Origin of the sequence: Streptomyces sp. NPDC052299 (assembly GCF_040679335.1) — a bacterium.
GTDB lineage: Bacteria > Actinomycetota > Actinomycetes > Streptomycetales > Streptomycetaceae > Streptomyces.
This window is the reverse complement of record NZ_JBFAUP010000042.1, coordinates 1-23,813: the sequence shown is the minus strand read 5'-3', so window position 1 is coordinate 23,813 and position 23,813 is coordinate 1. Positions and strand designations below refer to the sequence as shown.

The window sequence follows — 23,813 nt, the reverse complement described above, 5'->3', positions numbered from 1 at the left end:
CACGCACTCGTCCAGGAAGACCGAGTTCAGCACCACACGCGCGGCCGGATTCAGACCGAAGGAGATGTTCGACAGACCCAGCGTCGTCTGCACGTTGGGGTGACGCTTCTTCAGCTCCCGGATCGCCTCGATGGTGGCGACCCCGTCCTTCCGCGACTCCTCCTGCCCCGTGCAGATCGTGAACGTCAGGGTGTCGATGAGGATGTCCGACTCCTGAATGCCCCAGTTGCCGGTCAGGTCCGCGATCAGCCGCTCCGCGACGGCCACCTTGTGCTCGGCCGTACGGGCCTGCCCCTCCTCATCGATCGTCAGCGCGATCAACGCGGCACCGTGCTCTGCCGCCAGCCCCGTCACCTTCGCGAAACGCGACTCCGGACCATCACCGTCCTCGTAATTGACCGAGTTGACGACGGCCCGCCCGCCCAGCCGTTCCAGGCCGGTGCGCAACACGTCCACCTCGGTGGAGTCCAGCACGATCGGCAGCGTCGACGCGGTCCCGAGACGCCCCGCGAGCTCGTCCATGTCGGCGACCCCGTCGCGGCCCACGTAGTCCACGCACAGGTCCAGCATGTGCGCACCCTCGCGGACCTGCTCCCTGGCCATCTCCACGCAGTCGTCCCAGCGGCCTTCGAGCATGGCCTCGCGGAACTTCTTCGACCCGTTGGCGTTCGTACGCTCACCGATCGCCAGATACGCCGTGTCCTGGCGGAACGGCACCGTCTGGTAGAGCGAGGCGGCGCCCGGCTCCGGCTGCGGGGTGCGGTCCGGCGGCACGGCGCCCCGCACCCGCTCCACCACCGCCCGCAGGTGGTCCGGCGTCGTCCCGCAACAGCCGCCCACCAGCGACAGGGAGTAGTCCCGTACGAACGCCTGCTGCGCGTCCGCCAGACCGTCGGGCCCGAGCGGGAAGTAGGCGCCGTCCGCGCCCAGCACCGGCAGACCGGCGTTGGGCATGCACATCAGCGGGGTCGCCGAGTGGCGGGCCAGGTGGCGCAGGTGCTCGGTCATCTCGGCCGGGCCGGTCGAGCAGTTCAGGCCGATGAGGTCGATGCCCAGCGGTTCCAGGACCGTCAGCGCCGCGCCGATGTCCGAACCGAGGAGCATCGTCCCGGTCGTCTCGAAGGCGAGCGAGCAGATCAGCGGGACCCGGACCCCCGTGGCGTCCATCGCGCGGCGTGCGCCGACCAGCCCCGCCTTCGTCTGGAGGAGGTCCTGCGTCGTCTCCACGATCAGCGCGTCGGCGCCGCCGGCGAGCAGCCCCTCGGCGTTCGCCTGGAAGCCGTCCCGGATCGTGGCGTACCGGATGTGACCGAGCGAGGGCAGCTTGGTGCCCGGGCCCATGGAGCCGAGGACCCAGCGCTGCTCACCGGTGGAGGCGGTGTACTCGTCGGCGACCTCGCGGGCGATGCGCGCCCCGGCCTCCGACAGCTCGTGCACCCGCTCGGGAATGTCGTACTCGCCGAGCGCCGCCGTGTTGGCCCCGAAGGTGTTCGTCTCGACGCAGTCCACGCCGACGGCGAAGTACGCCTCGTGGACCGAGCGGACGATGTCGGGGCGGGTCACGTTGAGGACCTCGTTGCACCCCTCCAGCTGCTGGAAGTCCTCGAGGGTCGGGTCCTGGGCCTGGAGCATGGTGCCCATCGCGCCGTCCGCCACCACCACCCGGGTGGCGAGCGCGTCCCGGAGCGCGGCGACCCGCTCCCCCGCGGTCACGACGCACCGCCCAGAACGGGGGCGAGCGCGTCCGCCGCCTCGGAACCGTACTGCCGCCGCAGGATGTCCAGCAGGCGCCCGGGCTCCGGCTCGTACGCCTGGGACCCCACGGCGGCCAGGGCCAGCGAGGCGACCGCGCAGCCCAGTTGCGCCGCCTGCTCCGGGGCGGCGCCGCGGACGGTGGCGGCGAGGAAGCCGGAGCGGAACGCGTCGCCCACCCCGGTCGGGTCGGCCGTCTCGACGCCCGCGATGCCCGGCACGGTCAGGGCGGGGGCACCGGCGCTCTCGACGCGGACGCCCCGCGCGCCGAGCGTGGTGACCCAGGAGCCGACGCGGCCGAGCACGTCGTCGCGGTCCCAGGAGGCGCGTTCCAGCAGGAGCGCCGCCTCGTACTCGTTGGTGAACAGCCACCGGGCGCCGTCGACCAGCTCGCGCACCTCGTCGCCGCCGAGGCGGGCGAGCTGCTGGGAGGGGTCGGCGGCGAAGGGGACGCCGAGGGTCCGGCAGGCCGCGGTGTGCCGCAGCATGGCGGCCGGGTCGTCGGGGGCGACGAGGACGAAGCCGACGCCCCCGGCCCGGGCCGCCTCGGCCGTCAGGTCGATCTCCCGGGCCTCCGCCATGGCGCCCGCGTAGAACGCCGCGATCTGGTTGTCGTCCTGGTCGGTGATGCACGAGAAACGGGCGGTCTGCCGCTCGTCGCTCACGCGCACCGCACCGGTGTCGACGCCGTGCTCCTTGAGCCACACCTCGTACGTGGCGAAGTCGCTGCCGACGGCGCCGACCAGCAGCGGGTCCAGTCCGAGCGAGCCGAGCCCGAAGGCGATGTTGGCCGCCACTCCGCCGCGCCGCACCTCCAGGTCGTCCACGAGGAACGAGAGCGACACATGGGCGAGCTGGTCGGCGATGAGCTGGTCCGCGAACCGGCCCGGGAAGACCATCAGGTGGTCGGTGGCGATGGAGCCTGTCACCGCGATACGCATACGAACTCCTGTCCCTCTCGACTGGACGCCGGTCAGAGACCGGCGGCGGCCTTGAGCTGCTCGACGCGGTCGGTGCGCTCCCAGGTGAAGTCGGGCAGCTCGCGGCCGAAGTGCCCGTAGGCGGCGGTCTGCCGGTAGACGGGGCGCAGCAGGTCCAGGTCGCGGATGACGGCGGCCGGGCGGAGGTCGAAGACCTCGCGGATGGCGCTCTCGATCCGGGCCTGCGCGACCTTCGCGGTGCCGAAGGTCTCCACGAAGAGGCCGACCGGCTCGGCCTTGCCGATCGCGTACGCGACCTGGACCTCGCAGCGGGTGGCGAGGCCGGCGGCGACGACGTTCTTGGCGACCCAGCGCGTCGCGTACGCCGCCGAGCGGTCCACCTTCGACGGGTCCTTGCCGGAGAAGGCGCCGCCGCCGTGCCGGGCGTAGCCCCCGTACGTGTCGATGATGATCTTGCGGCCGGTGAGGCCTGCGTCGCCCATCGGGCCGCCGATCTCGAAGCGGCCGGTCGGGTTGACCAGGAGCCGGTAGTCGTCGGTCTCCAGCTTGATGCCCTTGTCGGCGAGCTCGTTCAGGACGTGCTCCACGACGTGCTCGCGGATGTCCGGGGCCAGCAGGCCGTCGAGGTCGATGTCCGCGGCGTGCTGGCTGGAGACGACGACCGTGTCCAGGCGCACCGGGCGGCTGCCCAGGTAGCCGATCGTGACCTGGGTCTTGCCGTCGGGGCGCAGGTAGGGGACGGTGCCGTTCTTGCGGACCTCGGTGAGGCGCCGCGAGAGCCGGTGCGCCAGGTCGATCGGCAGCGGCATCAGGCTCGGCGTCTCGTCGCAGGCGTAGCCGAACATGATCCCCTGGTCGCCGGCGCCCTGCTGGTCGAGCGTGTCGTCGCCGGAGCCGTCGACGCGCTTCTCGTACGCCGTGTCGACGCCCTGCGCGATGTCCGGGGACTGCGCGCCGATGGAGACGGAGACGCCGCAGGAGGTGCCGTCGAAGCCCTTGGCGGAGGAGTCGTAGCCGATGTCGAGGATGGTCCGGCGCACGATGCCCGGCACGTCCGCGTACGCCGACGTCGTCACCTCGCCCGCGATGTGGACCTGTCCGGTCGTGATCAGGGTCTCGACCGCGACGCGGGAGCCGGGGTCCTGGGCGAGGAGCGCGTCCAGGATCGCGTCGCTGATCTGGTCGGCGATCTTGTCGGGGTGTCCCTCGGTCACGGACTCCGAGGTGAACAGACGTGTCGTCATGACTCTCCTGAGATGTGAGGTGGGGCGGTTGACGGTGACCGCGGCGGTCACCGGATGCGGCGGACCACCGCTTCGAGGGTGTGGGCGAAGGCCCCGGCCGGGGTGGCGGTGCCGGTGAGGACCACTCCGGGCGGCCTGGCACCGGCAGCGACGAGTTGCCCGGCGAGCGCGTGGGCACGCTCGCCGCCCCCGCAGAACGCGCCGAGCACGAGGGGCCCGCCGAGGTCGGCGAGCGCCCCCGCCACGGCATCGGCGGCCGGCGCCGAGGCGTCCGCGTACGGCGGCGGCCGCAGCAGCACCACGGCCTCCGGCCCCCGGTAGGCGTAGGCGACCCGGGTCAGCGCGGACAGTGGGGTCCCCGGCGCCCGGACCAGGCAGACGGTGCCGGTGCCGGGGTGAGCGGCGGGGCGCAGCTCCGTCAGGGCGGCCGCGCGCCGGGCACCCGGCCGGCCGCGCGGCACCCGGTCCGGCGGTGCCGCGAGGAGCGCGAGCGCCCCGCCGACCGTCGTCACGGGCGTCGCCGTGCGCGGCAGTTCCCGCAGGGCGTGCGCGGTCCTGGTGAGCAGGTCCTCGGCCTGGGCGAGGCCCGTCCCGAGACAGGTGGCGGTGAGCACGAGGCCCCCCTCGTCGTCCCGGTGGGCGACGAGCGTGAGCGGGAATCCGGTGCGCGCCCCCAGCGTGTCGGGGGTGCTGACGCGGACGCCCAGCGCGGCGAGCGCCGGTGCGAGGTCGCCGGGCGGGCGCGGCCGGTTCTCGAAGACGACGAGGCTCCCGGTGCGCGGGACGGCGGCCGGGGACGCGGAGCCGCCGGGGCGGGTCCAGGACCGGATGCGCCCCTCCGACACCCATTCGTACCCGGACACGTCCAGGGCCTGGTCGCGCAGGCGGGCCGGGAGTTCGGCGAGCGGGGCGTACGGGTTGACGCCCGCGGTCATCGGCAGCGGGTTGCGCAGGGCGGCGGGCAGCCGTTCGACGCCGTCGAAGAGGATGCCCCGGCCGGAGACCGCCGCGCTGAAGCTGATGTCGGCCGCGCCCTCGTGGCCGCCGGCCCGGTAGAGGGCCAGCGCCCACACGGCGTGCAGGGCGCTGCTCTCCGGGCAGCCGAGGCCGCCCGCCCACGCGGCGAGCCGTTCGCTCTCCTCGGGCGTGATCCGGGCGCGGACCTGGCCGGTGCCGTCACCGGCGGGCGGACAGGTGGCGGGGCCGGGCGGGGCGTCGCGCCAGAACTCTCGGGCCGGGGCGGTGTCCTGGGCGGCGAGCCAGCGCGTGTAGTCGCCGAGGTCGGGGCGGCGGGCGCCGCCGGGCAGCTCACCGCCCGCCAGGTAGGCGCGGTAGAACTCGTGCAGAAGCAGCCGCACGCTCCAGTCGTCGAGGAGCGCGGGGTGGAAGCTCAGCAGGACGCGGGTGCTGCCGGCCGCGTCCGGGCCGCCGCCCAGGAAGGTGACGCGCAGCGGTCCCGGGCGGCGCGGGTCGAGGCCCCGGCGCCGGTCGGCCTCGACCAGCGCCTGCCAGTCGACGCTGCCGTGCGGGAAGCGCAGCACTTCGGGCCCGGCGCCCTCGTGGCAGACGATCCACGGCTCGGGCCCCTCCTCGAAGGCGGCCCGCAGCACGCTCTCCCGTTCGGCGACGGACTGCCAGGCGGCGGCGAGCCGTTCCGGGTCGAGCGGCCCGGACCAGGTGACCGCGAGCTGTTCGCACCAGCCCTCGGTGCCGGGGTGCGCGTCCGCGTCCGCGAGGAGTTCGCGTTGCAGTGGCGTCGGCTCGATCCGGGGTGCGGGCCCGGGGCCGCTCTCCGTGACGGTGAGCAGGTCCGCGAGGAGCCCGGCCGGGAAGGGCGTGTCGCCGGGCCACGGCCCGCCCGGGGTCAGGCGCAGGGTGTGGTGTCCGTCGTCGGCGGGCTCCAGGCAGGGCCGCCAGGCGGGGGCGGGGCGCGTGCCGAGCCGGGCCAGGCGGTCGAGGGCGGCCTCGACGCGGTGCGGGTCCACGGGGCCGCGCAGCTCCAGGACGGGCGGTGCGGCCGGGTCCTGGCCGGTGAGGTCGAGGACGACGGTCATCGGGCCGCCGGGGGTGGCCCGGGCGGGGGTGGTGTGCGAGGAGTGGTCGGTGGTCATCGTCCTGCGGGGCACGCATGCGGGAGCGCGGCGGACCGGCTGCGGCGCGCATGCGGGAGACCCCCTCCCTCCCCTCTGTCGGCGATTGCGGAACGAGTATGCGAGGGCCCGCCCACACGGGACCGACACGGCACTGACACGGCGGTGGTCCGGTGGTGGGGCGCCGTGGTCCCGCAGGCTTCCGTCGGGGAGGCGACCGGTTCCGTACCGTACGCGGGCATGCGAAGGCCCCGCGTCTTCCTCCAGCGGGACTGGACGCGGGGCCGAGCGGGACACGATTCAGAGCAGTTCGGTGACCGCCCCCGCGAATCCCGTGTCGAGCATGGTGCGGACCGTGGTGTCGGCGGAGGCGGCCAGGCCGGTGTCGTGGCAGGCGACGCTGAGCATGTACCGCCCGCCCAGGACCCGGTGGGTGTCGAAGGCCCATTCCCCGTCGGCGGCGAGCCGGCCGTCGGGCGCGAGCAGTTCGCCGCCGCCCTCGGCGAAGCCGAATTCGGTGAAGTCGAGCCGCAGTCCCTGCCCGAGCGCCTTGGTGTACGCCTCCTTGAGCGTCCACAGACGCAGCAGCCGCGCCGCCCGCTCGTCGTCCGGGAGGTGTTCCAGCGACCCGCGCTCGGCGGGCGTCAGCACGTGTCCCTGGAGCAGGTCGTAGGACATGGGCCGGGTGGCGGGTTCGACGTCGACGCCGATCCGGCCGTTGCGGCTGATGCCGACGGCGATCACGTCCTCGGTGTGGGTGAGGCTCACGTCGATCTGGTCGAGGCTGCGCAGATACGGCCGGCCGCCGATCCGGTACGCGAGGTCGAGCTCGGCCGGTCCGGTGCGCAGGGCGGCGGCCGCCGTGTACTTGGTGACGAGGCGGGAGGCGAGGAACCGGTAGCGGAGCGTGGGGTCCTGGGTGCGCCGGTAGCGCTGCCAGTCGCCGCCGAGCAGTTGGCGCAGCGCCGGCTGGGTGACGGCCGCCCCCAGCCACTCGCCCCAGGTGGTGTGGACGACGGCGTTGCCGTGCCGGTCCATGGCCTCGCGCACCAGGTGCCAGGGCGCGCCGGGCCCCGCGACGTGGAGGGGTGCGCTGATCCGCCCGGCACCGGGCGCGGGGATGCTCGTCATGGCCTGCCTTCCTGGGCGCCGGGGGTCACGGTGCGTACGGGAGCGCGTCGAGGTCATAGCCCAGGCCCTGGCCGTGACGGCGGATCAGCTCGGCGAGCATCTGGTCCTGGACGCCGTCGGGCAGGGCGGGCACGGGGATGCCGAGGCGCTGCCCGGCCCTGGTGAGGGCGAGCACGGCCCAGGCGGGGTCGGCGAGGAACGGGTCGGCGCCGTCCTGGCCCTCCCAGACGGCGAGCACGGCCGCGGCGCCGACGATCCGGCTGTAGCGGTCGCTGAGCCGGACGACGGCCGGGTCGGCGAGGGCGTCGGGGCCGGGCGGGATGCGGCGGCACTGGGCGCGCAGCCCGCGCAGCTCGGTGGCGAACGCCTCGGCGAGCCCGGCCAGCGCGCCGGTGTGCCCGCCGGTCTCGCGGAGCGGGGCGAGCCGTTCGGCGGTGGCGACGAGCGAGGCGGCCATGAAGTCGCCGCCGCCCGCGATGCCGAGGAGCCGGTAGTCCAGGTGGGGCAGCTCCGCGTCCGCGGTGAACAGCTCTGCGGGCGGCTCCGGTTCGGCGAACCAGGAGCGTTCGGCGAGGCCGCGCAGCTGCGGCACCAGGACCGACTGGCAGGAGGCGGATCCGGCGTGCCCGAGCCCGGCGACGGGCAGGTCGCGGCTGAGCTTGCCGAGCGCCCCGTACGCGGGGTTCGTGTGGTCGTAGCCGCGGGCACCGAGGACCGTGGCGAGCTCTTCCAGGTTCTCCCGCAGCAGTTCGGGCACCACGTATTTGACGGCGGCGGCGAAGAGGTGGGCGCTCGCGGGCAGCAGGCTGAGGGCGCGCAGGACGGTGGTGGACATCGCGTCGCAGGCCAGGAGGTCGGCGAAGACCCCGGTGAGCGGCTTGTGCCAGCGCCGGGCGACCCCGTTCGCGCGGCCCTCCGTCGCGGCGCGCGCCGCGGAGTGCAGGACCGTTCCGGCGGCGGCGGTGACGAGCCCGCAGATCAGGCTCCGGTTCACCTGGAAGGCACGCAGGGCGATGCCGGCCCCGTCGCCGGGATGGCCGACGAGCGCGTCCTCGGGCACGGGCAGCCCGGCGAACTCCAGGCCGGAGAAGAGGGCCCCGCGCATCCCGGAGCTCTCCACCCGGGGCAGGTGGCGCAGGTGTGCCGGGTCCTGTCCGGCCGGGTCGAGCAGCAGGACGGAGTGGCTGCGCGGGCCGGGGGCCTCGTCGGTGCGGGCGTAGACGACGTGGAGGTCGGCGCGCGACGCGTTGAGGATGACGTCCTTGCGGCCGCTGATCAGGCGTCCGCCGGGGGCCGGGCGGGCGGTGAACTCGTGGCGCAGGATGGCGTTGGCGTGGGCGAGTTCGTGGTGCAGGATCGCGATCCGGCCGCCGCCCAGCAGCAGGCGGGCGGTCGCGCCGCGCTGTGCCTCGTCCCCGGCCGCCCACACGGCGCCCGCCGCGAAGAGGGAGATGAGGCCGTGGCCCATGCCGAGCCCCACGTCGCGCCGGAACACCGGACGCACCGCCCGGGCCAGCAGATCGGCGCGGGTCAGCCGGCCGCCGAGGGCGACGGGCACGAATTCGGCGCCGAGCCCTTCCCGGCTGAGCAGCGCCTCGGTCGCCTCGGGCGGGGTGCTGCGGGCGTCGGCGTCGAACAGGGCGGCGAGCCCGTGCGGGTTGGCGGGGTCGTAGGGGTCGCCGAGCCGTGCTTCCAGGCGTCGCGCCCGGTCGAGGGCGTCCGTGTCCGCGCGGCCGGGGGCGGGGGAAGGGGAGGGGGCGGGGCGCCCGGGGATCTCTGCGAGGGTGCTCATGACGGCGGCGTCCGCCTCCTTCGTCGTACGGGCACGGGGTGCGGGTGGGCGTGGCTCGACCCTGCGGGCGGCCGCTCGTGACGCGGTGGAGAACGGCTGGGGAACCGCTCCACGGCCGGTCCGGGAGCCTTGCGGCGGGGCCGGGCCACCGTCACAGCACGCGGATCGCGGTCTCCGCGTGACGCTTCGCCAGGTCGAGCGTGGCCGTGGAGTTGCGGCCCAGCGCCTGGCGTACGTAGCGGCGGGCCTCGGGCAGCCCGGCGCCCGTGCCCAGCACCCGTTCGACGGCGCTCTCGCGGAGGACGACGGTGTGCTGGGAGACGACGGTGACGCCGGTCGCGTCGGGCACCACGGACCACTCGCCGGTGTGCGCCTCCATGAGGGCGGGGGTGGCGGTCTGCTTGTAGACGATGCGCCCGGCGTGCGGGAAGCAGATGCGGACGGACTCGGTGGTGTGCGTGCTGCCGTCGGCGGTGACGGTGTCCATGGCCATGACCTGGACGCCGGGGGCGGGCTCGGTGAAGTCGAGGCGGGAGACGTGCGGGACCAGCTCGGGCCAGTCGCCGACGCGGTACAGGAAGTCGTACACCAGCTCGGCGGGGCCGTGGACGCGCACCGAGTCCTCGAAGGACAGGACGAGGTCGTCCAGCTGGGTCCACCGCTCCGCGATCCCCTTCAGACTGGCCAGCTCCGCCCGGGAGTTGGTGTCGCAGGCGGTCTCGACCCAGCGCACGTCCTCGAAACGGTCCCCGGCGACGGTGAAGTCGTGCAGCAGGACCAGCCGGGTCCCGCCGCCGGGACGCTCCTCGACGATCCAGGTGCCCTCCATGGTCTCGACCGGGGCCTGCGGCCGGGTCTGCCGGAAGGTGATGCGGCGCGCCGCCGGGTCCTGGGCCCGCTCGGAGAGCCAGGACCGCACGTCGCCGTTGGCGGTCGCCCACATGCGCAGCCGCTCGTCGCGGCCGTCGAACTCCAGGCGCTCCACGTGCACGTTGGGCGGGAAGAACAGCGGCCAGCGCTCGGCGTCCGCGATCAGCCCGTAGACGACGCCCGGCTGGGCGTCCACGTCGACACTGTGCCTCGTCCGGTGCACACGTACGTCCGACACCACACACCTCTTTCTCGGTTGTTCGTGATCCCGCCCGCGCGGCGCGGGCGGTCCGGGAGGGTCAGAAGTTGCCCAGGCCGCCGCAGACGTTGAGGGCCTGCGCCGTGATGGAGGCGGCGGGCCCGGACGCCAGGTAGCCGACCAGGCCCGCGACCTCCTCCGGCGTGGAGTAGCGCCCGAGGGGGATCTTCGCCTCGAACCGGGCGAGGACGTCCTCGTCGGTGGTGTCCCAGGCGGCGGCGTAGCCCGCGCGCACCCGCTGGGCCATCGCCGTCTCGACGTAGCCGGGGCAGACGGCGTTGACGGTGACGCCGGTCGGCGCCAGCTCGCGGCCGAGCGCCTTGGTGAAGCCGACGACGCCGTGCTTGGAGGCGCTGTACGGGGCGCCGAGCAGGACGCCCTGCTTGCCGGCGGTGGAGGCGATGTTGATGATCCGGCCCCGGGCGGCGGCGTCCTGGAGCCCGCCGTTCGCCAGGGCCTCGCGGGTCACCAGGAACACGCTGTTGAGGTTGGTGTCGATGACGTCGTACCAGAGCTCGTCGGTGAGCTCGGCGGTCACGCCTCCCCCGCTGCGGCCTGCGTTGTTGACGAGGACGGTGAGCGGCCCGTACGCGGTGACGGCGGCGCGCACCAGGGCGGCGACGTCCTCGCGGGAGCGCACGTCGGCGGCCTGCCCGGAGACCTCCAGGCCCTCGTCGCGCAGGGCGTCGACGGTCTCCTTGACGGCCGCGTCGGTGCGGGCGCAGAGGAAGACGCGGTGTCCGGCGCGGCCGAGCGTACGGACCACTTCCAGGCCGATGCCGCTCGTGCCGCCGGTCACCAGGGCGACGGGACGGGTCTCGGAGGTGGCGGTCATGGGCGGTGCTCCTTCGTCGTGTTCGTCGTGGCCAGGGATACGGGGACGGCGCGCGGCTCCGGCCGGGCCGGCAGCGCGAGCGGGGCGGACGGCCCGACGGGGGCGAGCGCCCGGTCCAGCGCGGTCCTGCTGAGCACGGGCCCGCGTGCGGCGACGTATCCGTCGGGGCGCACGAGGAGCCAGGAGCCGGGGCGCAGGCCGAGCGCGGTGCGCAGCGCGGCGCCGGGGTCGGCGAGCGGTGCGGGGCCTTCGGAGCCGTCGGCGCGGCCGCCGAGGGTGCGCACGGAGAGCCATTCGGCGTACTGGGCGGCCGCGGTGACGGCGACGCCCACGGGCACGTCGCCCGGGCCGGTGCCGCCCGCCCCGAGGAGCAGGCTCCACCGCACGTCCCGCAGTTCGCCGGCGAATGCCTCGCGCACCGTGGGCTCCAGGCCGTCCAGCGCGACGGCCCGGGCCCGGCCGCCCGGGGCGGGCCCGGTGGCGGCGGTCCCGGCGGTGGTGAGCGGGGACGCGCCGTAGCCGATGCGCAGTCCGGACATCCCGCCGAGGACCTTGCGCTGGATGGCGCGGCGCAGCGGGGTGACGTTGCGCACGACGGTGAAGACGACGGGCAGCACGGCGGCCGCGAGCAGGTTCTTCAACTGCACGAGGACGGTGGCGGTGCGGGTCGAGTCGAGGAGGGCGGCGCCGATGGGCACGCGCTCGGCGCCGTAGCTGTCGAGCAGCCGGTCCGCCGCGTGGCCCTGTTCGACCTGGGCGATCTTCCAGGCCAGGTTGTACGCCTCCTGGATGCCGGTGTTCATGCCCTGGCCCGAGGCGGGGCTGTGCACATGGGCGGCGTCGCCCGCGACGAAGACCCGCCCCTCCCGCATCCGGTCGACCCTGCGCTGCTGGAACGTGAAGACGGACGTCCACTCGCTGCGGCCGACGGTGACCGGGCGGCCCAGGCCCTTGGACAGCGTCGCGCCGAGGCGTTCCTCGACGCCCTCCGCACCGTGGTCCGGGACGGTGTCGAGGAGGCGCCAGTGGCCCTCGCGGGCGTACGGGACCATCATCAGGGCCCGCCCGCCGGTGTGCGCCCAGTAGATGGTGTCGGGCGGCAGGTCCATGGTGACGGGCACGTCGGCGAGCATCCACGTCTCGCTGCTGGTCCCGGCGAGTTCGAGGCCGAGGAGCTTGCGGACGGTGCTGTGGCCGCCGTCGCACCCGATCAGCCAGGAGGCGTCCGTGGTGTGCCGGGTGCCGTCGGCGTCCTCCAGGGTGACGCGCACCCCGTCCGGGTGCTGGTCGAGGCCGGTGAGCCGGACGCCCCACTCGATGTCGACGCCGAGCCGGGCCACCGCCTCGCGCAGCACCGCTTCCGTGTCGGTCTGGCCGATGACGAGCGTGAAGGGGTACGCGGTGGGCATCGACGCGTAGTCGGCCTGGAGACGGACCAGGCGGCGGCCCTCGGCGTACATCGTGAAGGCGGCGTTCCGGCGGCCCCGGGCGAGCATGGCGTCCACGACGCCCATCTGGTCGTACGTCTCCAGGGTGCGCGGGTGGGTGGCGACGGCGCGGCTGGTGCGCGCGGGGCCGGGGGCCGCGTCGATCAGGCGGACCCGCAGGCCGCGGCGGGCCAGTTCGTGGGCGGCGGTCAGGCCGACGGGGCCGGCACCCGCGATCAGCACCTGCGGCGGGACGGCCGGCTCCGTGCCGGAGTTCACCATGGTCGGTCTCCCGGGGTGGGTGGCGGGACAGAGGGTCGGGGTCGGTCGGTCACAGGGCGGCGCTGGCGCGCAGCTTCTGCCGTACGGCGCGGCGCCGGGGCTTGCCGGTGGGCGTGCGCGGCACGGTGTCGATCGCCTCGGCGAAGCGGATCTGCTCGAAGCGGCCGAGGCGGTCGTTGGCGCGTTCGGTGATCGCGTCGAGCACGTCGAGGACGCCATGGCCGTACGGGTCGCCGGCCGGCTCGGCGTCCTCGCGCAGCACGATCCCGGCCCACACCAGGGCGCCGTGCTCGGCGTCGGGCCAGTCCGCGACCAGGCAGTCGGCGACCCGGGGGTCGTCGGCGAGTATCCGCTCGATGCGGCTGGGCGAGACGATCTCGTTGTCGTACTTGAAGACGTCGGCGAGCCGGTCGACCAGGGTCAGGTTGCCCTCGTCGTCCAGGCGGCCGACGTCGCCGGTGGCGAAGAAGCCGTCCGCGTCCACCCGGGCGGGGTGCGCCTCGCCCAGGTATCCGGCCATCAACTGGGGCCCGCGCACCAGGACCTCGCCGACCGCCCAGGGGCCGAGCGGGCGCCGGGTCGTCAGGTCCACGACGCGGCACTCGGTGTCCGCGACGACGGAGCCGACGGTGCCGGGGCGGTAGTGGCCGGGCCGCTGGCTGTGCGTCAGCGGGGACAGCTCCGCCATGCCGTAGCCCTGGATGACCGGCACGCCGAGCCGTTCCTCCAGGACGCGCGCCGCCTGCGGTCGCAGCGCCGACCCGCCGGACAGCACGGCGGTGAGCCGCAGCCCGTCCGGCGCGCCGCCCGCCGCCAGGCGTCCGTCGGCGGCCAGGGCGTGCAGCCGGGCGGGCAGCCCGTAGTAGTGCGTGGCCCCCGCGTCGGCGGCGGCGCGGAGCGACGCGAAGGGGTCGGGGTCCTGGCAGAGGACCTGGCAGGCGCCGGCGTACAGGGCCGAGTTGAGGTGCATGACGTGGTAGAGGGGCAGGTGGTTGAGGGTCACCGAGGCGTCGGACAGGCCGTGCGCGTCGGCGGTCTGCCAGGCGTTGGCGACCACGTTGCGATGGGTCAGCAGGACGCCCTTGGGGGCGCCGGTGGTCCCGGTGGTGAACTGCACGCACGCCACCTCGTCCGGCGAGGCGGCGGGCCCGGCGTACGGCCGCGCCCCGGCGATCAGCTCGTGCAGGGGCACGGTCCCGGCGGGCGCCCGCCCGTCGGGGGCGTCCACGACCACGACGGTGCGCAGGGCGGGCAACCGGGGCGCGATCCGCGTGAGGGGCGCGGCGGTGGCGGCCGGCGCGAGGACGATCTCGGCGCCCGAGGTGCCGAGCACGTGGTGCAGCCCCTCCGGCGGGAGCAGCGGATTGACCAGGACGACGGTGGCCCCGGCCCGCATGACCCCGTGGTACGCGGCGGCGAACTCCGGGGTCAGGGCGTGGGTGACCCCGACCCGGGTGCCGCGGCCGGCGCCCGCCGAGGAGAGCCAGCCGGCGATGCGGTCCGCGTAGGCGTCGAGTTCGGCGAAGCGCAGCACCCGGGTCGCGGTGCGCACGGCGGTGCCGTCGGGGTCGCGCCGCGCGGCGCGGCGCAGCAGTCCGTCCACCGGGAGGTCGCTGTACGGGGTTTCGCGCACCGGGGTCCCCTTCCGTCGTCACCGGCGGCCTTTACCTCCGGATTGCCTTCACCCTCCGCCGGTGCGCTTGAGGAATCTTTGAAGAGCGCTCGATCACCACCACGGAAGGTGAGAGAGAACCACCCGAGAACCACCCGGAGAACCGCCCGAAGACCCCCTGCGGATGAGAAGGAAGACACGATGACGGCCGACACCACGCACCTCGCCGGACACGCGCCGGACACCTCGGACTTCGGTGCGCTGTACGCCGAGGTGCAGCAGTTCTACGCCCACCAGATGCAGCTCTTCGACCGGCACGAGGCGGAGCGCTGGGCCGCCACCTTCACCGAGGACTCCGTGTTCAGCGTGCCCACGCTGGACAGCCCGGTGCACGGGCGCGCGGAGCTGGCCGCCAACGTCCGCCGCAACCGGGCCCGTCAGGAACGCGAGGGCGGGCAGCTGCGGCACTGGATCGGCATGCTCGACGTGGACGTCCGCCCCGGCGGCGTCCTGCACACCCGCGCCTACGCCCTGGTCTTCGCGACGGCGCGCGGCGGCGTTCCGGCGGTGTCCCGGTTCTGTGTGATGGCGGACGAACTGGTGCGCTGCCGGGGCCGGTTGCGGGTCCGCAGCCGCGTGGTGTCGCGGGACGACCTCACGGCCGGCCACCCGGCCCCGGTGCTCGTCTGAGGGAGGCGCGGTGCGTCAGGCGCGGCAGACCGGCAGGCCGCCGTGGTACCGCGCCATCTCCTGGAACAGCGCCCCGATGTCGAGGGGCGCGCCCGGGAGGGCGCCGCGCTCCTCCGCGTAGGCCCGGTGCAGATTGGGCACCAGGCGCTCGGAGTCCAGGAGCCCCGCGTAGGGGCCGGGCCCCGCCTCCCGGGCGAGGTCGTACGGGGTCAGTCCGGCGGCGACGCCCTCGCGGGCGAGCTCCTGGAGGCGGCGGAAGTATCCCGCGTCGGCGTCGAGGAGTTCCGGGCCACCGACGGGACCGTGGCCGGGGACGACCGTGAGCGGTTCCAGGGCGCGCAGCGCGGCGAGGGCGCGCAGGGAGCCGCTGACCGAGCCCATCGGGCAGAACGGGGTGACGCCGTTCATCACCACGTCACCGGCGAACAGGACGCGCGGCCCGGGCAGCCACACCACGGTGTCGCCGCAGGTGTGCGCGGGCCCCACGTGCAGGAGTTCGGCCCGCAGCTCCCCCACGTACAGCGTCATCCGCTCCTCGAAGGTGACCTGCGGGACGACGACCTCCAGGTCCCCCCAGCGCACTTCGGGCCAGAGCCCCGTCAGATGCAGCCCCGCCGCGGCGGCCTCGTCCCTGGCCCGCGCCTGCCCGACGACGACCGCCTCCGGGAAGACGCAGTTGCCGAAGGTGTGATCGCCGTGGAAGTGCGTGTTGACCAGGTAGCGGGGCGGACCGGCCGTCACCGCCAGGACCCGGGCGCGCAGGGCGCGGGCCCGGTCCAGGGTGGCGACGGTGTCGACCAGGGCGCTCTCACCGCCGTCGGCGAGCAGCCCGGAGTTGTTCAGGCACCAGCCACCGTCGCCCTGGACGTGGGCATGGACGCCGTCGGCGATCTCGGTGAGCCGGCCGTCCGTCATTCAGGCCGCCGACCGGGCGGTCAGCGCCTCGTTGACGAGGTCGAGGTACGCGCGCGGGGTCTGCGCCTCGTCCAGCGCCTCCTCGTCCAGCGCCACGTCGTGGTCGCGCTCGATGACGCCGGTGACCTGGAGCAGGGCCAGCGAGTCGTAGCCCAGGTCGAGGAAGAGGGTGTCCTGGGCGGCCTCGTCCAGCGGCACGCCCTCGTCACTCCCGGCGGCGTCGCGCAGCAGGGCGGCAAGGTCGGTCAGGTGCAGGCGGTCCACGGTGTTCCCCTCCTGGTACGGGTGTGCGTCTGGGTGGTGCGTCAGAGGTGTACGGCGCTCACGCGCGGGGCGCGCGCACCACGGCCGCCGCGTTGAAGCCGCCCCGGCCCCGGGCGAGGACCAGCGCGTGCCGCAGCCGTGCCGGGCGTGGCGCGCCGGTCACGAGGTCCACCGGGCAGTCGTCGGCGAGCCGTCCGACCGGCGCCCCCGGCGGGACGACCTGGTCGCGCAGGGCGAGCAGGGCCGCCGCCAGATCGAGGGCCGATCCGCCCGAACCGAGGCGCCCGAACAGCGACTTCGGGGCCGTCACCGGCACCCCGTACGGGCCGAAGAGGGCGGTGAGCGCGGCGGCCTCGGCGCGGTCGGCGTCCCGGTCCCCGGCGGCGTCCGCGAAGACCACGTCCACGTCCGCCGCGTCGACCCCGGCGTCGGCGAGGGCGAGGCGTGCGGCGTCGAGCAGGCGGGGCGCGCCGCGGCCGGGTGCGGGGTCGAAGGTGGCGGCGCAGCCCTCGACGGTGCCGAGGACGCGGGCGCCCCTGGCGTGCGCGGCGTCGCCGTCCTCCACGACGAGCAGGGCGCCGCCCTCCCCCACGACGTGCCCGGAGGCGTCGGCGGAGAACGGCAGATAGGCGTCGGCCGGGTCGCGCCGGACGCTCAGGCCCCCGGCGGCCAGATGGGCGGTGAAGCCCCACGGACACACCGTCGCGTCGAAGCCGCCGGTGAGGACGGCCCGGCCGCCCTTGCGCAGCTGGCGCCGGGCCTGGGCCATCGCGTCGAGGCCGCCCGCCTGCTCGGAGACGACGACACCGCTGGGGCCGCGCAGGCCGTGCCGGATCGAGATCTGCCCGGAGTTGGCGGCGTAGAACCAGGCGAAGGACTGGAAGGCGCCGACGTACCGGCTGCCCTTGCTCCACAGCTCCTGCAGTTCGCGCTGGCCGAATTCGAAGCCGCCCGCCCCGTTGGCGGTGACGACGCCCATGCCGTACTCGGGCAGGGCCGACGGGTCGATGTCCGCGTCCCCGATGGCCTCGGCCGCCGCCGCGAGGGCCAGCCGCGTCACCCGGTCGGTCTGCGGCAGCAGCTTGCCCGGGACGTGCGCCGCGTCCTCGAAGCCGGTGACCTCACCGGCGAGGACGGCCGGGTAGCCGGAGGCGTCGAACCGGGTGACGGGACCGATGGCGCGGTGCCCGCGCAGGACCGCCGACCACCAGGTCTCGGTGCCGACGCCGCCGGGTGCGGCGACGCCGATGCCGGTGACGGCCGCGGTCGCGGTGCGGACGGGTGCGGGGGCGGTCATCGGTGCGCCTCCGTCCGGGGTGCGGTGAGCACCATCGCGCTCTGGAAGCCGCCGAATCCGCTGCCGACGCTGAGGACGGTGTCGGTGCGCTGCTCCCGGGCGACGAGCGGCACGTAGTCGAGGTCGCAGCTCGGGTCGGGCTCGTGCAGATTGGCGGTGGGCGGCACCGTGTCGTGCTCGATGGCCAGCGCGCACGCGGCGATCTCCAGGGAGCCGATCGCGCCGAGCGAGTGCCCGATCATCGACTTGATGGAGCTGACGGGCACCCGGTAGGCGTGCTCGCCCAGGCTCGCCTTGAAGGCCGCCGTCTCGTGCTTGTCGTTCTGCTTCGTGCCCGAGCCGTGCGCGTTGACGTAGTCCACGGCGGCCGGGTCGAGTCGCGCCTCGTCCAGGGCGATACGGACGGCCTCGGCCATCTCCCGCCCGTCCAGGCGCAGTCCGGTCATGTGGTACGCGTTCGAGCGGCTGGCGAACCCCGCGATCTCCGCGTACACGTGCGCCCCCCTGCGTACCGCGTGCGTGTACTCCTCCAGCACGAGTACGGCGCTGCCCTCGCCGAGCACGAAGCCGCCCCGGGTCCGGTCGAAGGGGCGCGAGGCGGTCTCCGGCTCGTCGTTGCGCGCCGAGGTGGCCCGGATCGCGTCGAAGGAGGCCAGGGTGATCGGGGTGATCGGCGCCTCGGACGCACCGGCCAGCATCACATCGGCGCTGCCCTCGCGGATGAGCTCCGCGGCGTGCCCGAGCGAGTCCAGGCCGGAGGTGCACCCGGTGGAGACGACGGCGACGGGGCCGAGCGCCCCGGCGTCCCGGGCGACCTCGGCGGCCACGGAGCTCGGCACGAGGTAGTCCCCGAGCCGTTCCTCCGCGCGGGCCGGGTCCAGCAGCCAGTGCTCGCCGCCCTCGCTGACGTGCGCGTACACCTCGTCGAGCCCGCTGCTGCAACCGACCGCGGTGCCCAGGGAGACGCCGGTGCGCTCACCCCCGGCCGCCAGGTCGAGGCCGCTGTCGGCGACGGCCTCGCGGGCGGCGGTGAGCGCGAACTGCGCGACCCGGTCCAGGCGGTGGGCATCGGCGGCGTCGAAGCCGTGGTGGGCGGGATCGAAGTCCGCCTCGGCGGCGATCCGGGACCGGAACGACGTGGCGTCGAAGCGGGTGATGCGACGGGTGGCGGTACGGCCCTCCGTCAGCAGCGACCAGAACGCGGCGGTACCGGTGCCTCCCGGGGCGACCACCCCGATGCCGGTGATGACGGCCCGCCTCATCGGACGCCCGCCGGCTGCGGGGCGAGCCGGCGCACCACGCGTGCGGCGCGGCCCACCAGACGGGGCAGGTCGTGGCCCCGCAGGAAGAAGTGGTCGCCGGGCACGGTGCGGACCGCGAAGGGGCCGGTGGTCCAGGCGCGCCACCGCGCCATGGCTTCGGGCCGCGCCAGCGGGTCTTCGGCACCGGCCACCGCGAGGACGGGGATCGTGATCGGCCCGGCCGGGGAGGGTTCGCGGGCGGCCGTCCGCAGCTCGTGGGCGAGGACGAGGTCGTCGCGGAGCACCGGCAGGACGGCCTGGTGCCAGAAGTCGCCGGGCCGGGCGCGCGCGGGCAGCGCGCCCGCCTCGCCGAGCAGGCGCAGCAGCTCCTCGTCGCCCGCCCGGCACTGGTCGGCCAGGGCCGACAGCTCGTCGGGCGGGGGGCAGGCGCCGACGACGAGCAGCGCCGGGACCGGAAGCCCCGCTTCGTGCAGGGCCCGGGTGACGCTGTACGCGACGAGGGCGCCGAGGCTGTGCCCGTACAGGATGAACGGGGCTTCGCCGCCCTCCCCGGTGAAGCGGGGCAGCTGGTCGGCGAGCAGGTCGGCGGGGCGGGTCAGGCGCGGCTCGGAACGCCTGCGTTCGCGGCCGGCCAGCAGGTGCGGCACGGTCTCGACGCCGGGGCCGAGGCGCGGGCCCCAGCCGTAGAAGGCGGAGACGCCCGCTCCGGCGTGCGCGAAGCAGTGGAGCCGTACGGGCCGTTCGTCGGACATGGGCCGTCCTCTCGCGTAGGAGTCCGGGCCCTCGGCCTGGGCCCTCCCCGACCGCAGCCTGGCAACGCCCGCTCGAACGGCGCTGGACCTGGGCTCAGGCCGCGTACAGATCGAACGTGGACAGTCCGCGCGGCCCGCTGAGCACGTCGAGGGCGGGGTCGACGGTGAGCATGGCCCGGTGCAGCCGCTGCATCTGCGGTGACGGCTCCACGCCCAGCTCCTCCACGAGACGGAGCCTCAGCCTGCGGTAGACGTCGAGGGCGGTGGCCTGGCGGCCCGACCGGTAGAGGGCGACCATCGCCTGCGAGTGCAGCCCCTCGTGCTGGGGGTGACGCATGATCAGGTCGGTGAGCTCGGCCAGGACCTCGGTGTGCCGGCCGCAGCGCAGGTCCGCGTCGATGCGCCGCTCGACGGTGACCAGACGGGACTCCTCCAGCCGCATCACCTCGATGTCGAGGACGGGACCCAGCCGTACGTCGACCAGCGCGGAGCCCTGCCACATGGCCAGCGCCTCGCCGAACAGCGACGAGGCCCGGGCGTCCTCGCCCCGGTCGAAGGCGCCGCGCCCGGCCGTGACCAGCTCCTCGTAACGGTGCACGTCGACGGCGTCCGGCGGGATCTGGAGCAGATAGCCGCCGTGTCGGGTGGCCAGGACCTCCTTGGCAGCGCCGGGGGTATCGGGCCCCATGGCGGTGCCGAGCCGGCGGCGTAACTGGAGGATGTAGGTCTGCAGGGTGGTCATGGCGCTCTGCGGCGAGTTGCTGCCCCAGATCTCTTCCATGAGGGTGGGCACGGGCACGACACGGCCCGGGTGGAAGGCGAGCAGCGCGAGGAGCTGTCGCGGCTTGCCCGCCGTGGGCACGATCGACATCCCGTTGACCTCGGCGCTCAACGGACCCAGAACCTGTATTCGCACGGTGGCCTCCCCAAGGACCGGCCGGGGGTGGACCCGGCCGTGATCGCGTGCGCCGGCGCCTTCGCCCCCGTGGCCGAAAGCCGTCGGCGCCAGGCACGCTAGCCCCGGGTACACCGTGCGCCTCATTCTCTCGATCGGCGTTCGAGCAGCTTTCCAAGCAGGCGTTGCGGCCGGATTGCGGGCCCCGGAGGGCCGCCTCAAGAACACGCAGACGACGACTGGAGGGGCGCTCGGGGGGTCTCCCCCGGCCATCGGGTGGTCGTTACCGTCCATGCCGTGACCGGATTCCGAGGGGGAGCCACCCGATGAGCGTCCTCGCCACTCCGCGCCCGGAGGCGGCGCGGCCCGCAGCGAACAGCCCCGTGGAATTCCGGCTGCTGGGACCGGTCATGGTGCACGACGCCACCGAGGGCGCGGACATCGTCCCGGCCGGCTCCAAGCAGCGCGCGCTGCTCGCCGCGTTCGTCACCCACGCCGGGGTGCTCCTCGACGTGGACCGGCTCGCGGCGGAGCTGTGGGACGGGGCGGACGGGGCGCCTCCGGGGAACGCGGCGAACGCCCTGCAGGCCCATGTGGCCCGGCTGCGGCGGCTGCTGCCCTCACCCGGCGACTACGGCCACGCCTGGATCAGCACCCTGCCGACGGGCTACCTGCTCGACCTGGGCGGCGCCTCCACCGACGTCCAGCGCTTCACCCGGCGCTCGTCGGAAGGGCGGGCGGCCGTCGCCACCGATCCGGCACGGGCGGCGCAAATCCTGCACGGCGCCCTGGAGCTGTGGCGCGGCCCCGCGTTGCAGGACTGCCGCAGGGGGCCGGTGTGCGCGGCGGAGGCCGACCGGCTGGACGAGATGCGGCTCACCACGCTGGAGGCTCTGTACGAGGCGCGGCTGCGTTGCGAGCGGCACGGCGAGTGCATCGGCGACCTGGAACGGCTGACCGCCGACCACCCGCTGCGCGAGCGCTTCTACGACCTGCTCATGGTGGCCCTGTACCGCAGCGGCCGCCAGGCGGAGGCCATCGGTGTGTACGAGCGGGCCCGGCGCCGCCTGGTCGCCGCCCTCGGCATCGAACCGGGCCCGGCGCTGCGCGGCCGCCTGGAGTCGGTGCTCACCCACTCCCCCGGCCTGGCCGCACCCGTGGCCCCCGGCGTCCTGGACGAACTGGACCGGCTGCGCCGCCGGGTGGACGAGCTGGGCAGGCAGCAGCTGGAGCTGGTCCGCCGGCTGAACGCGGCGGCGGGCCCTCAGGCGGTGGCGAGGTGAGCGGCGAGCGCGGTGAGGTCCGGGTGGTCGTGGAGGACGACGGCCCGCTCCCGTAGCCCGTACAGCCGGTTGACCGCCGTCATGAACTCGGCGCCCGCCCGGGCGTCGACGCCCAGATCGCTGAACGGGGTGCACGGGTCCAGGTCCCACGGATCGCAGGCCAGCACCTGCGCCAGCTCCTCGCGCAGCTCGTCGGCCGACGGCAGCGGACGGCACGGCGGCGCGGCCGGGGCGGCGGCGGGTGCGGGAGCCGTCGCGCGCCGCGTCTCCCGGGCCACGTGCAGGGCGAACGCCTCGAGGCTGGGGTGGTCCAGGACGGCCGCGCCCTTGATGGCGGTGCCGAAGCGGGCGTTGACGGTCGCCACGAACTCCGTGCCGAGCAGCGAGTCCAGCCCGATCTCCGGGAACGGCTGCCAGGGGTGCAGGGTGCACGCGTCGCGCCGGGTGACGTCGGCCAGCAGGCCGATCAGCGTGGCCAGGACATCGGCGGGGGCGGCTGCCATGTCACGCGGCCCGCACGGCCTCGGCGCGGGACCGTGGCGGCGCCGTGCGGTAGCGGCCGGCCCGTCCGGGGCCCACGAGCACCGGCAGCAGCAGCTGCCACAGCGCCCCGCCGCCCTCCGGCCGGGGCCCGGCCCCGGCGGGCCGGTCCGCACCGGGCGGCGCCATCCCGTACAGCAGGGCGGCGAGCAGCGCCTCGGCGCCGTCGCCCCGGGCGTCCGCGCTCAGCTCCCCGGCCGCCTCGGCCTCACCCAGCAGGCGCCCGGCCTCGGTGAGCCATGCCCGGCGCAGTCCGCCGGTGCCGGCCGGCGCGGTCACACCGTCGTCGGCCAGCCGGAACGCGGCCCGGACGACCGGGTCCTCGCGTCGGGCCAGGGTCAGCCAGTGCGTCAGATCGATGAGGTGCTGCACCGGCCCGTCGCCGGTGGCGTGCCGCTCGTCCAGGAACTCCCGGAGCAGGGTGCGGCCGTGCAGCGCCACCGCGTCGGCCAGCGCCTCTTTCGACGGGAAGTGGAAGTACAGCGCGCCCTTGGTCACGCCCGCGGCGGCGGCGATCTGGCCGAGCGTGGCGCTCGCGTAGCCGCTCCGGGTGAACAGCTCCGCCGCCGCGTCGACGAGCCGGCGCCTGGTGCGTTCCGACCTCTCCTGCATGTCGCCCTCCCAGGACCGTGTGGCCCTTGCGCTCAGCCGACCTGGGTCAGCCGCTCGCCGGTGTCGGCGGCGGCCGTCCCGGGTGCCGGTGCGGACCCGGCCTTCAGAATGGAGCGCTGCAGTCGTTGCAGCCCTGCGGATGGCTCGAGCCCCAGCTCACCGACGAGCCTGGTCCGCAGCCGGTGGTAGGCGTCCAGCGCTTCGCTGCGCCGGCCGGAGCGGTGCAGGGCGACCATGTAGTGGGCGTGCAGGTTCTCGTGCGTGCGGTAGCGGCTGACCAGGACCGTGAGTTCGCTCAGCAGCTCGCGGTGGCGGCCGAGGCGCAGGTCGGCGTCGATGCGCTGGTCGAGGGCGCACAGCCAGGTCTCCTCCAGGCGCCGGATCTCCATGTCCAGCCGCGGCCCCGTCCGTACGTCCACGAGGGCGGAGCCGGTCCACAGCGCGAGCGCCTCCCGCAGTTCGCGTGCGGCGCGCCGGAAGTCGCCCGCGTCGCCCGTGCGGTAGCCGCTGCCGGCCAGCCGCTCGAACTCGCGGACGTCCACGGTGCCGCCCGAGGTGTCCAGCATGTATCCGCCGGGGGCGGTGACCAGGACGTCCTTGGCGGTGCGCGACGAGGCGTCGCCCGGGGCGCGTTCCAGGGCCGCGGCGATGAGCTCGCGCACCTGCAACACGTAGGTCTGCAAGGTGGTACGGGCGCTGCGCGGCGGGTTCTCGCCCCACAGCTCCTCGATCAGGTCGGGCACGGAGACGACACGGTCGGCGTGCACGGCCAGGAGCGCCAGCACCTGCCGGGCCTTCGGCGCGGTCGGGGTGACCGAGATCCCGCCCTCGGTGACGACCAGCGCGCCCAGTACTTGGATGTCCACGGTGCTCCCCCTCTTCACGCATGCGTCATCAGCGAAGCTAAAAACAGGGCACGCGGTTTGTCAATACCAAACCGCGTGCCCTGTTTACAAGGAAGCTCCAGGAGGCCTCTACTGCGGGGGGTTGCCGTGCTTGCGGGCCGGCAGGTCGGCGTGCTTGGTGCGGAGCATCGCGAGCGAGGCGATCAGGACCTCGCGCGTCTCG

At 74.9% G+C, this 23,813-nt stretch carries 21 protein-coding genes; 2 read left to right on the top strand and 19 right to left on the bottom strand.

The genetic code is table 11. The features are described from left to right. From AB0L33_RS34790 to AB0L33_RS34745, 10 genes are all read right to left on the bottom strand, one after another. Positions 1-1,713 (bottom strand): homocysteine S-methyltransferase family protein (locus AB0L33_RS34790; RefSeq protein WP_365687738.1); only part of this gene is annotated, 1,713 nt, incomplete at its 3' end. Then, entirely contained in the window at positions 1,710-2,693 is a 984-nt protein-coding gene (locus AB0L33_RS34785; RefSeq protein ID WP_365687737.1) for a carbohydrate kinase family protein, read from the bottom strand. The genes AB0L33_RS34785 and AB0L33_RS34790, both read right to left, overlap by 4 nt. 32 nt (positions 2,694-2,725) lie before the next feature. Further along, positions 2,726-3,937, bottom strand: a complete 1,212-nt coding sequence (metK, locus tag AB0L33_RS34780) for a methionine adenosyltransferase (protein WP_365687736.1) — start codon at positions 3,935-3,937, stop codon at positions 2,726-2,728. A 47-nt stretch (positions 3,938-3,984) separates the two neighbouring features. Next, complete coding sequence (locus AB0L33_RS34775) at positions 3,985-6,048, bottom strand: condensation domain-containing protein (protein WP_365687735.1); 2,064 nt, start codon at positions 6,046-6,048, stop codon at positions 3,985-3,987. A 279-nt stretch (positions 6,049-6,327) separates the two neighbouring features. Beyond that, positions 6,328-7,158 carry a 4'-phosphopantetheinyl transferase superfamily protein gene (locus tag AB0L33_RS34770; RefSeq protein ID WP_365687733.1) on the bottom strand — a complete coding sequence of 277 codons (831 nt, stop codon included), beginning with the start codon at positions 7,156-7,158 and terminating at the stop codon, positions 6,328-6,330. 25 nt (positions 7,159-7,183) lie between these two features. Continuing rightward, complete coding sequence (locus AB0L33_RS34765) at positions 7,184-8,950, bottom strand: acyl-CoA dehydrogenase (protein WP_365687732.1); 1,767 nt, start codon at positions 8,948-8,950, stop codon at positions 7,184-7,186. A gap of 151 nt (positions 8,951-9,101) precedes the next feature. Then, the gene (locus AB0L33_RS34760; RefSeq protein WP_365687731.1) at positions 9,102-10,058 is read right to left on the bottom strand and encodes an aromatase/cyclase; all 957 of its coding nucleotides are present in this window, start codon (positions 10,056-10,058) and stop codon (positions 9,102-9,104) included. Positions 10,059-10,119: 61 nt separating this feature from the next. Next, complete coding sequence (locus AB0L33_RS34755) at positions 10,120-10,914, bottom strand: SDR family NAD(P)-dependent oxidoreductase (protein ID WP_365687729.1); 795 nt, start codon at positions 10,912-10,914, stop codon at positions 10,120-10,122. After that, positions 10,911-12,623, bottom strand: coding sequence for an FAD-dependent oxidoreductase (locus AB0L33_RS34750; protein WP_365687727.1), 1,713 nt, complete (start codon positions 12,621-12,623; stop codon positions 10,911-10,913). The genes AB0L33_RS34755 and AB0L33_RS34750 overlap by 4 nt, the downstream gene beginning before the upstream one ends. Positions 12,624-12,672: 49 nt before the next feature. Further along, on the bottom strand, positions 12,673-14,256 hold the full coding sequence (locus AB0L33_RS34745) for a class I adenylate-forming enzyme family protein (RefSeq protein ID WP_365687726.1): 1,584 nt from the start codon (positions 14,254-14,256) through the stop codon (positions 12,673-12,675). 180 nt (positions 14,257-14,436) lie between these two features. Between AB0L33_RS34745 and AB0L33_RS34740 the strand changes: the two genes are divergently transcribed. After that, the gene (locus AB0L33_RS34740; RefSeq protein WP_365687725.1) at positions 14,437-14,925 is read left to right on the top strand and encodes a nuclear transport factor 2 family protein; all 489 of its coding nucleotides are present in this window, start codon (positions 14,437-14,439) and stop codon (positions 14,923-14,925) included. A gap of 15 nt (positions 14,926-14,940) precedes the next feature. Here the strand turns inward: AB0L33_RS34740 and AB0L33_RS34735 are convergent, their stop codons facing one another. The 6 genes from AB0L33_RS34735 to AB0L33_RS34710 form a co-directional block, all read right to left on the bottom strand. Next, on the bottom strand, positions 14,941-15,840 hold the full coding sequence (locus tag AB0L33_RS34735; RefSeq protein WP_365687724.1) for an MBL fold metallo-hydrolase: 900 nt from the start codon (positions 15,838-15,840) through the stop codon (positions 14,941-14,943). Beyond that, positions 15,841-16,104 carry an acyl carrier protein gene (locus AB0L33_RS34730; protein WP_365687723.1) on the bottom strand — a complete coding sequence of 88 codons (264 nt, stop codon included), beginning with the start codon at positions 16,102-16,104 and terminating at the stop codon, positions 15,841-15,843. Between the two features lie 58 nt (positions 16,105-16,162). Next, positions 16,163-17,401 (bottom strand): beta-ketoacyl synthase N-terminal-like domain-containing protein, encoded by a 1,239-nt coding sequence (locus AB0L33_RS34725; protein WP_365687722.1) that lies wholly within the window; start codon positions 17,399-17,401, stop codon positions 16,163-16,165. Continuing rightward, positions 17,398-18,663: a beta-ketoacyl-[acyl-carrier-protein] synthase family protein gene (locus AB0L33_RS34720; protein WP_365687721.1), complete on the bottom strand. Its 1,266-nt coding sequence runs from the start codon at positions 18,661-18,663 to the stop codon at positions 17,398-17,400. Before AB0L33_RS34720 ends, AB0L33_RS34725 begins: the two co-directional genes overlap by 4 nt. After that, positions 18,660-19,415 (bottom strand): thioesterase domain-containing protein, encoded by a 756-nt coding sequence (locus AB0L33_RS34715; protein WP_365687719.1) that lies wholly within the window; start codon positions 19,413-19,415, stop codon positions 18,660-18,662. Before AB0L33_RS34715 ends, AB0L33_RS34720 begins: the two co-directional genes overlap by 4 nt. Before the next feature lie 94 nt (positions 19,416-19,509). Continuing rightward, complete coding sequence (locus tag AB0L33_RS34710; RefSeq protein ID WP_365687716.1) at positions 19,510-20,331, bottom strand: AfsR/SARP family transcriptional regulator; 822 nt, start codon at positions 20,329-20,331, stop codon at positions 19,510-19,512. A gap of 305 nt (positions 20,332-20,636) precedes the next feature. Between AB0L33_RS34710 and AB0L33_RS34705 the strand changes: the two genes are divergently transcribed. Then, complete coding sequence (locus AB0L33_RS34705) at positions 20,637-21,593, top strand: AfsR/SARP family transcriptional regulator (protein WP_365687714.1); 957 nt, start codon at positions 20,637-20,639, stop codon at positions 21,591-21,593. On the opposite strand, the gene AB0L33_RS34700 is transcribed toward AB0L33_RS34705, so the two are convergent. From AB0L33_RS34700 to AB0L33_RS34690, 3 genes are read right to left on the bottom strand one after another with little or no spacing between them, the layout of a single operon-like run. Further along, the gene (locus AB0L33_RS34700; protein ID WP_365687712.1) at positions 21,575-22,096 is read right to left on the bottom strand and encodes an acyl carrier protein; all 522 of its coding nucleotides are present in this window, start codon (positions 22,094-22,096) and stop codon (positions 21,575-21,577) included. The genes AB0L33_RS34705 and AB0L33_RS34700 overlap by 19 nt on opposite strands. Before the next feature lies 1 nt (position 22,097). Further along, positions 22,098-22,745, bottom strand: a complete 648-nt coding sequence (locus AB0L33_RS34695; protein WP_365687711.1) for a ScbR family autoregulator-binding transcription factor — start codon at positions 22,743-22,745, stop codon at positions 22,098-22,100. Between the two features lie 32 nt (positions 22,746-22,777). Continuing rightward, the gene (locus AB0L33_RS34690; protein WP_365687710.1) at positions 22,778-23,611 is read right to left on the bottom strand and encodes an AfsR/SARP family transcriptional regulator; all 834 of its coding nucleotides are present in this window, start codon (positions 23,609-23,611) and stop codon (positions 22,778-22,780) included. Between the last annotated feature and the right edge of the window lie 202 nt (positions 23,612-23,813).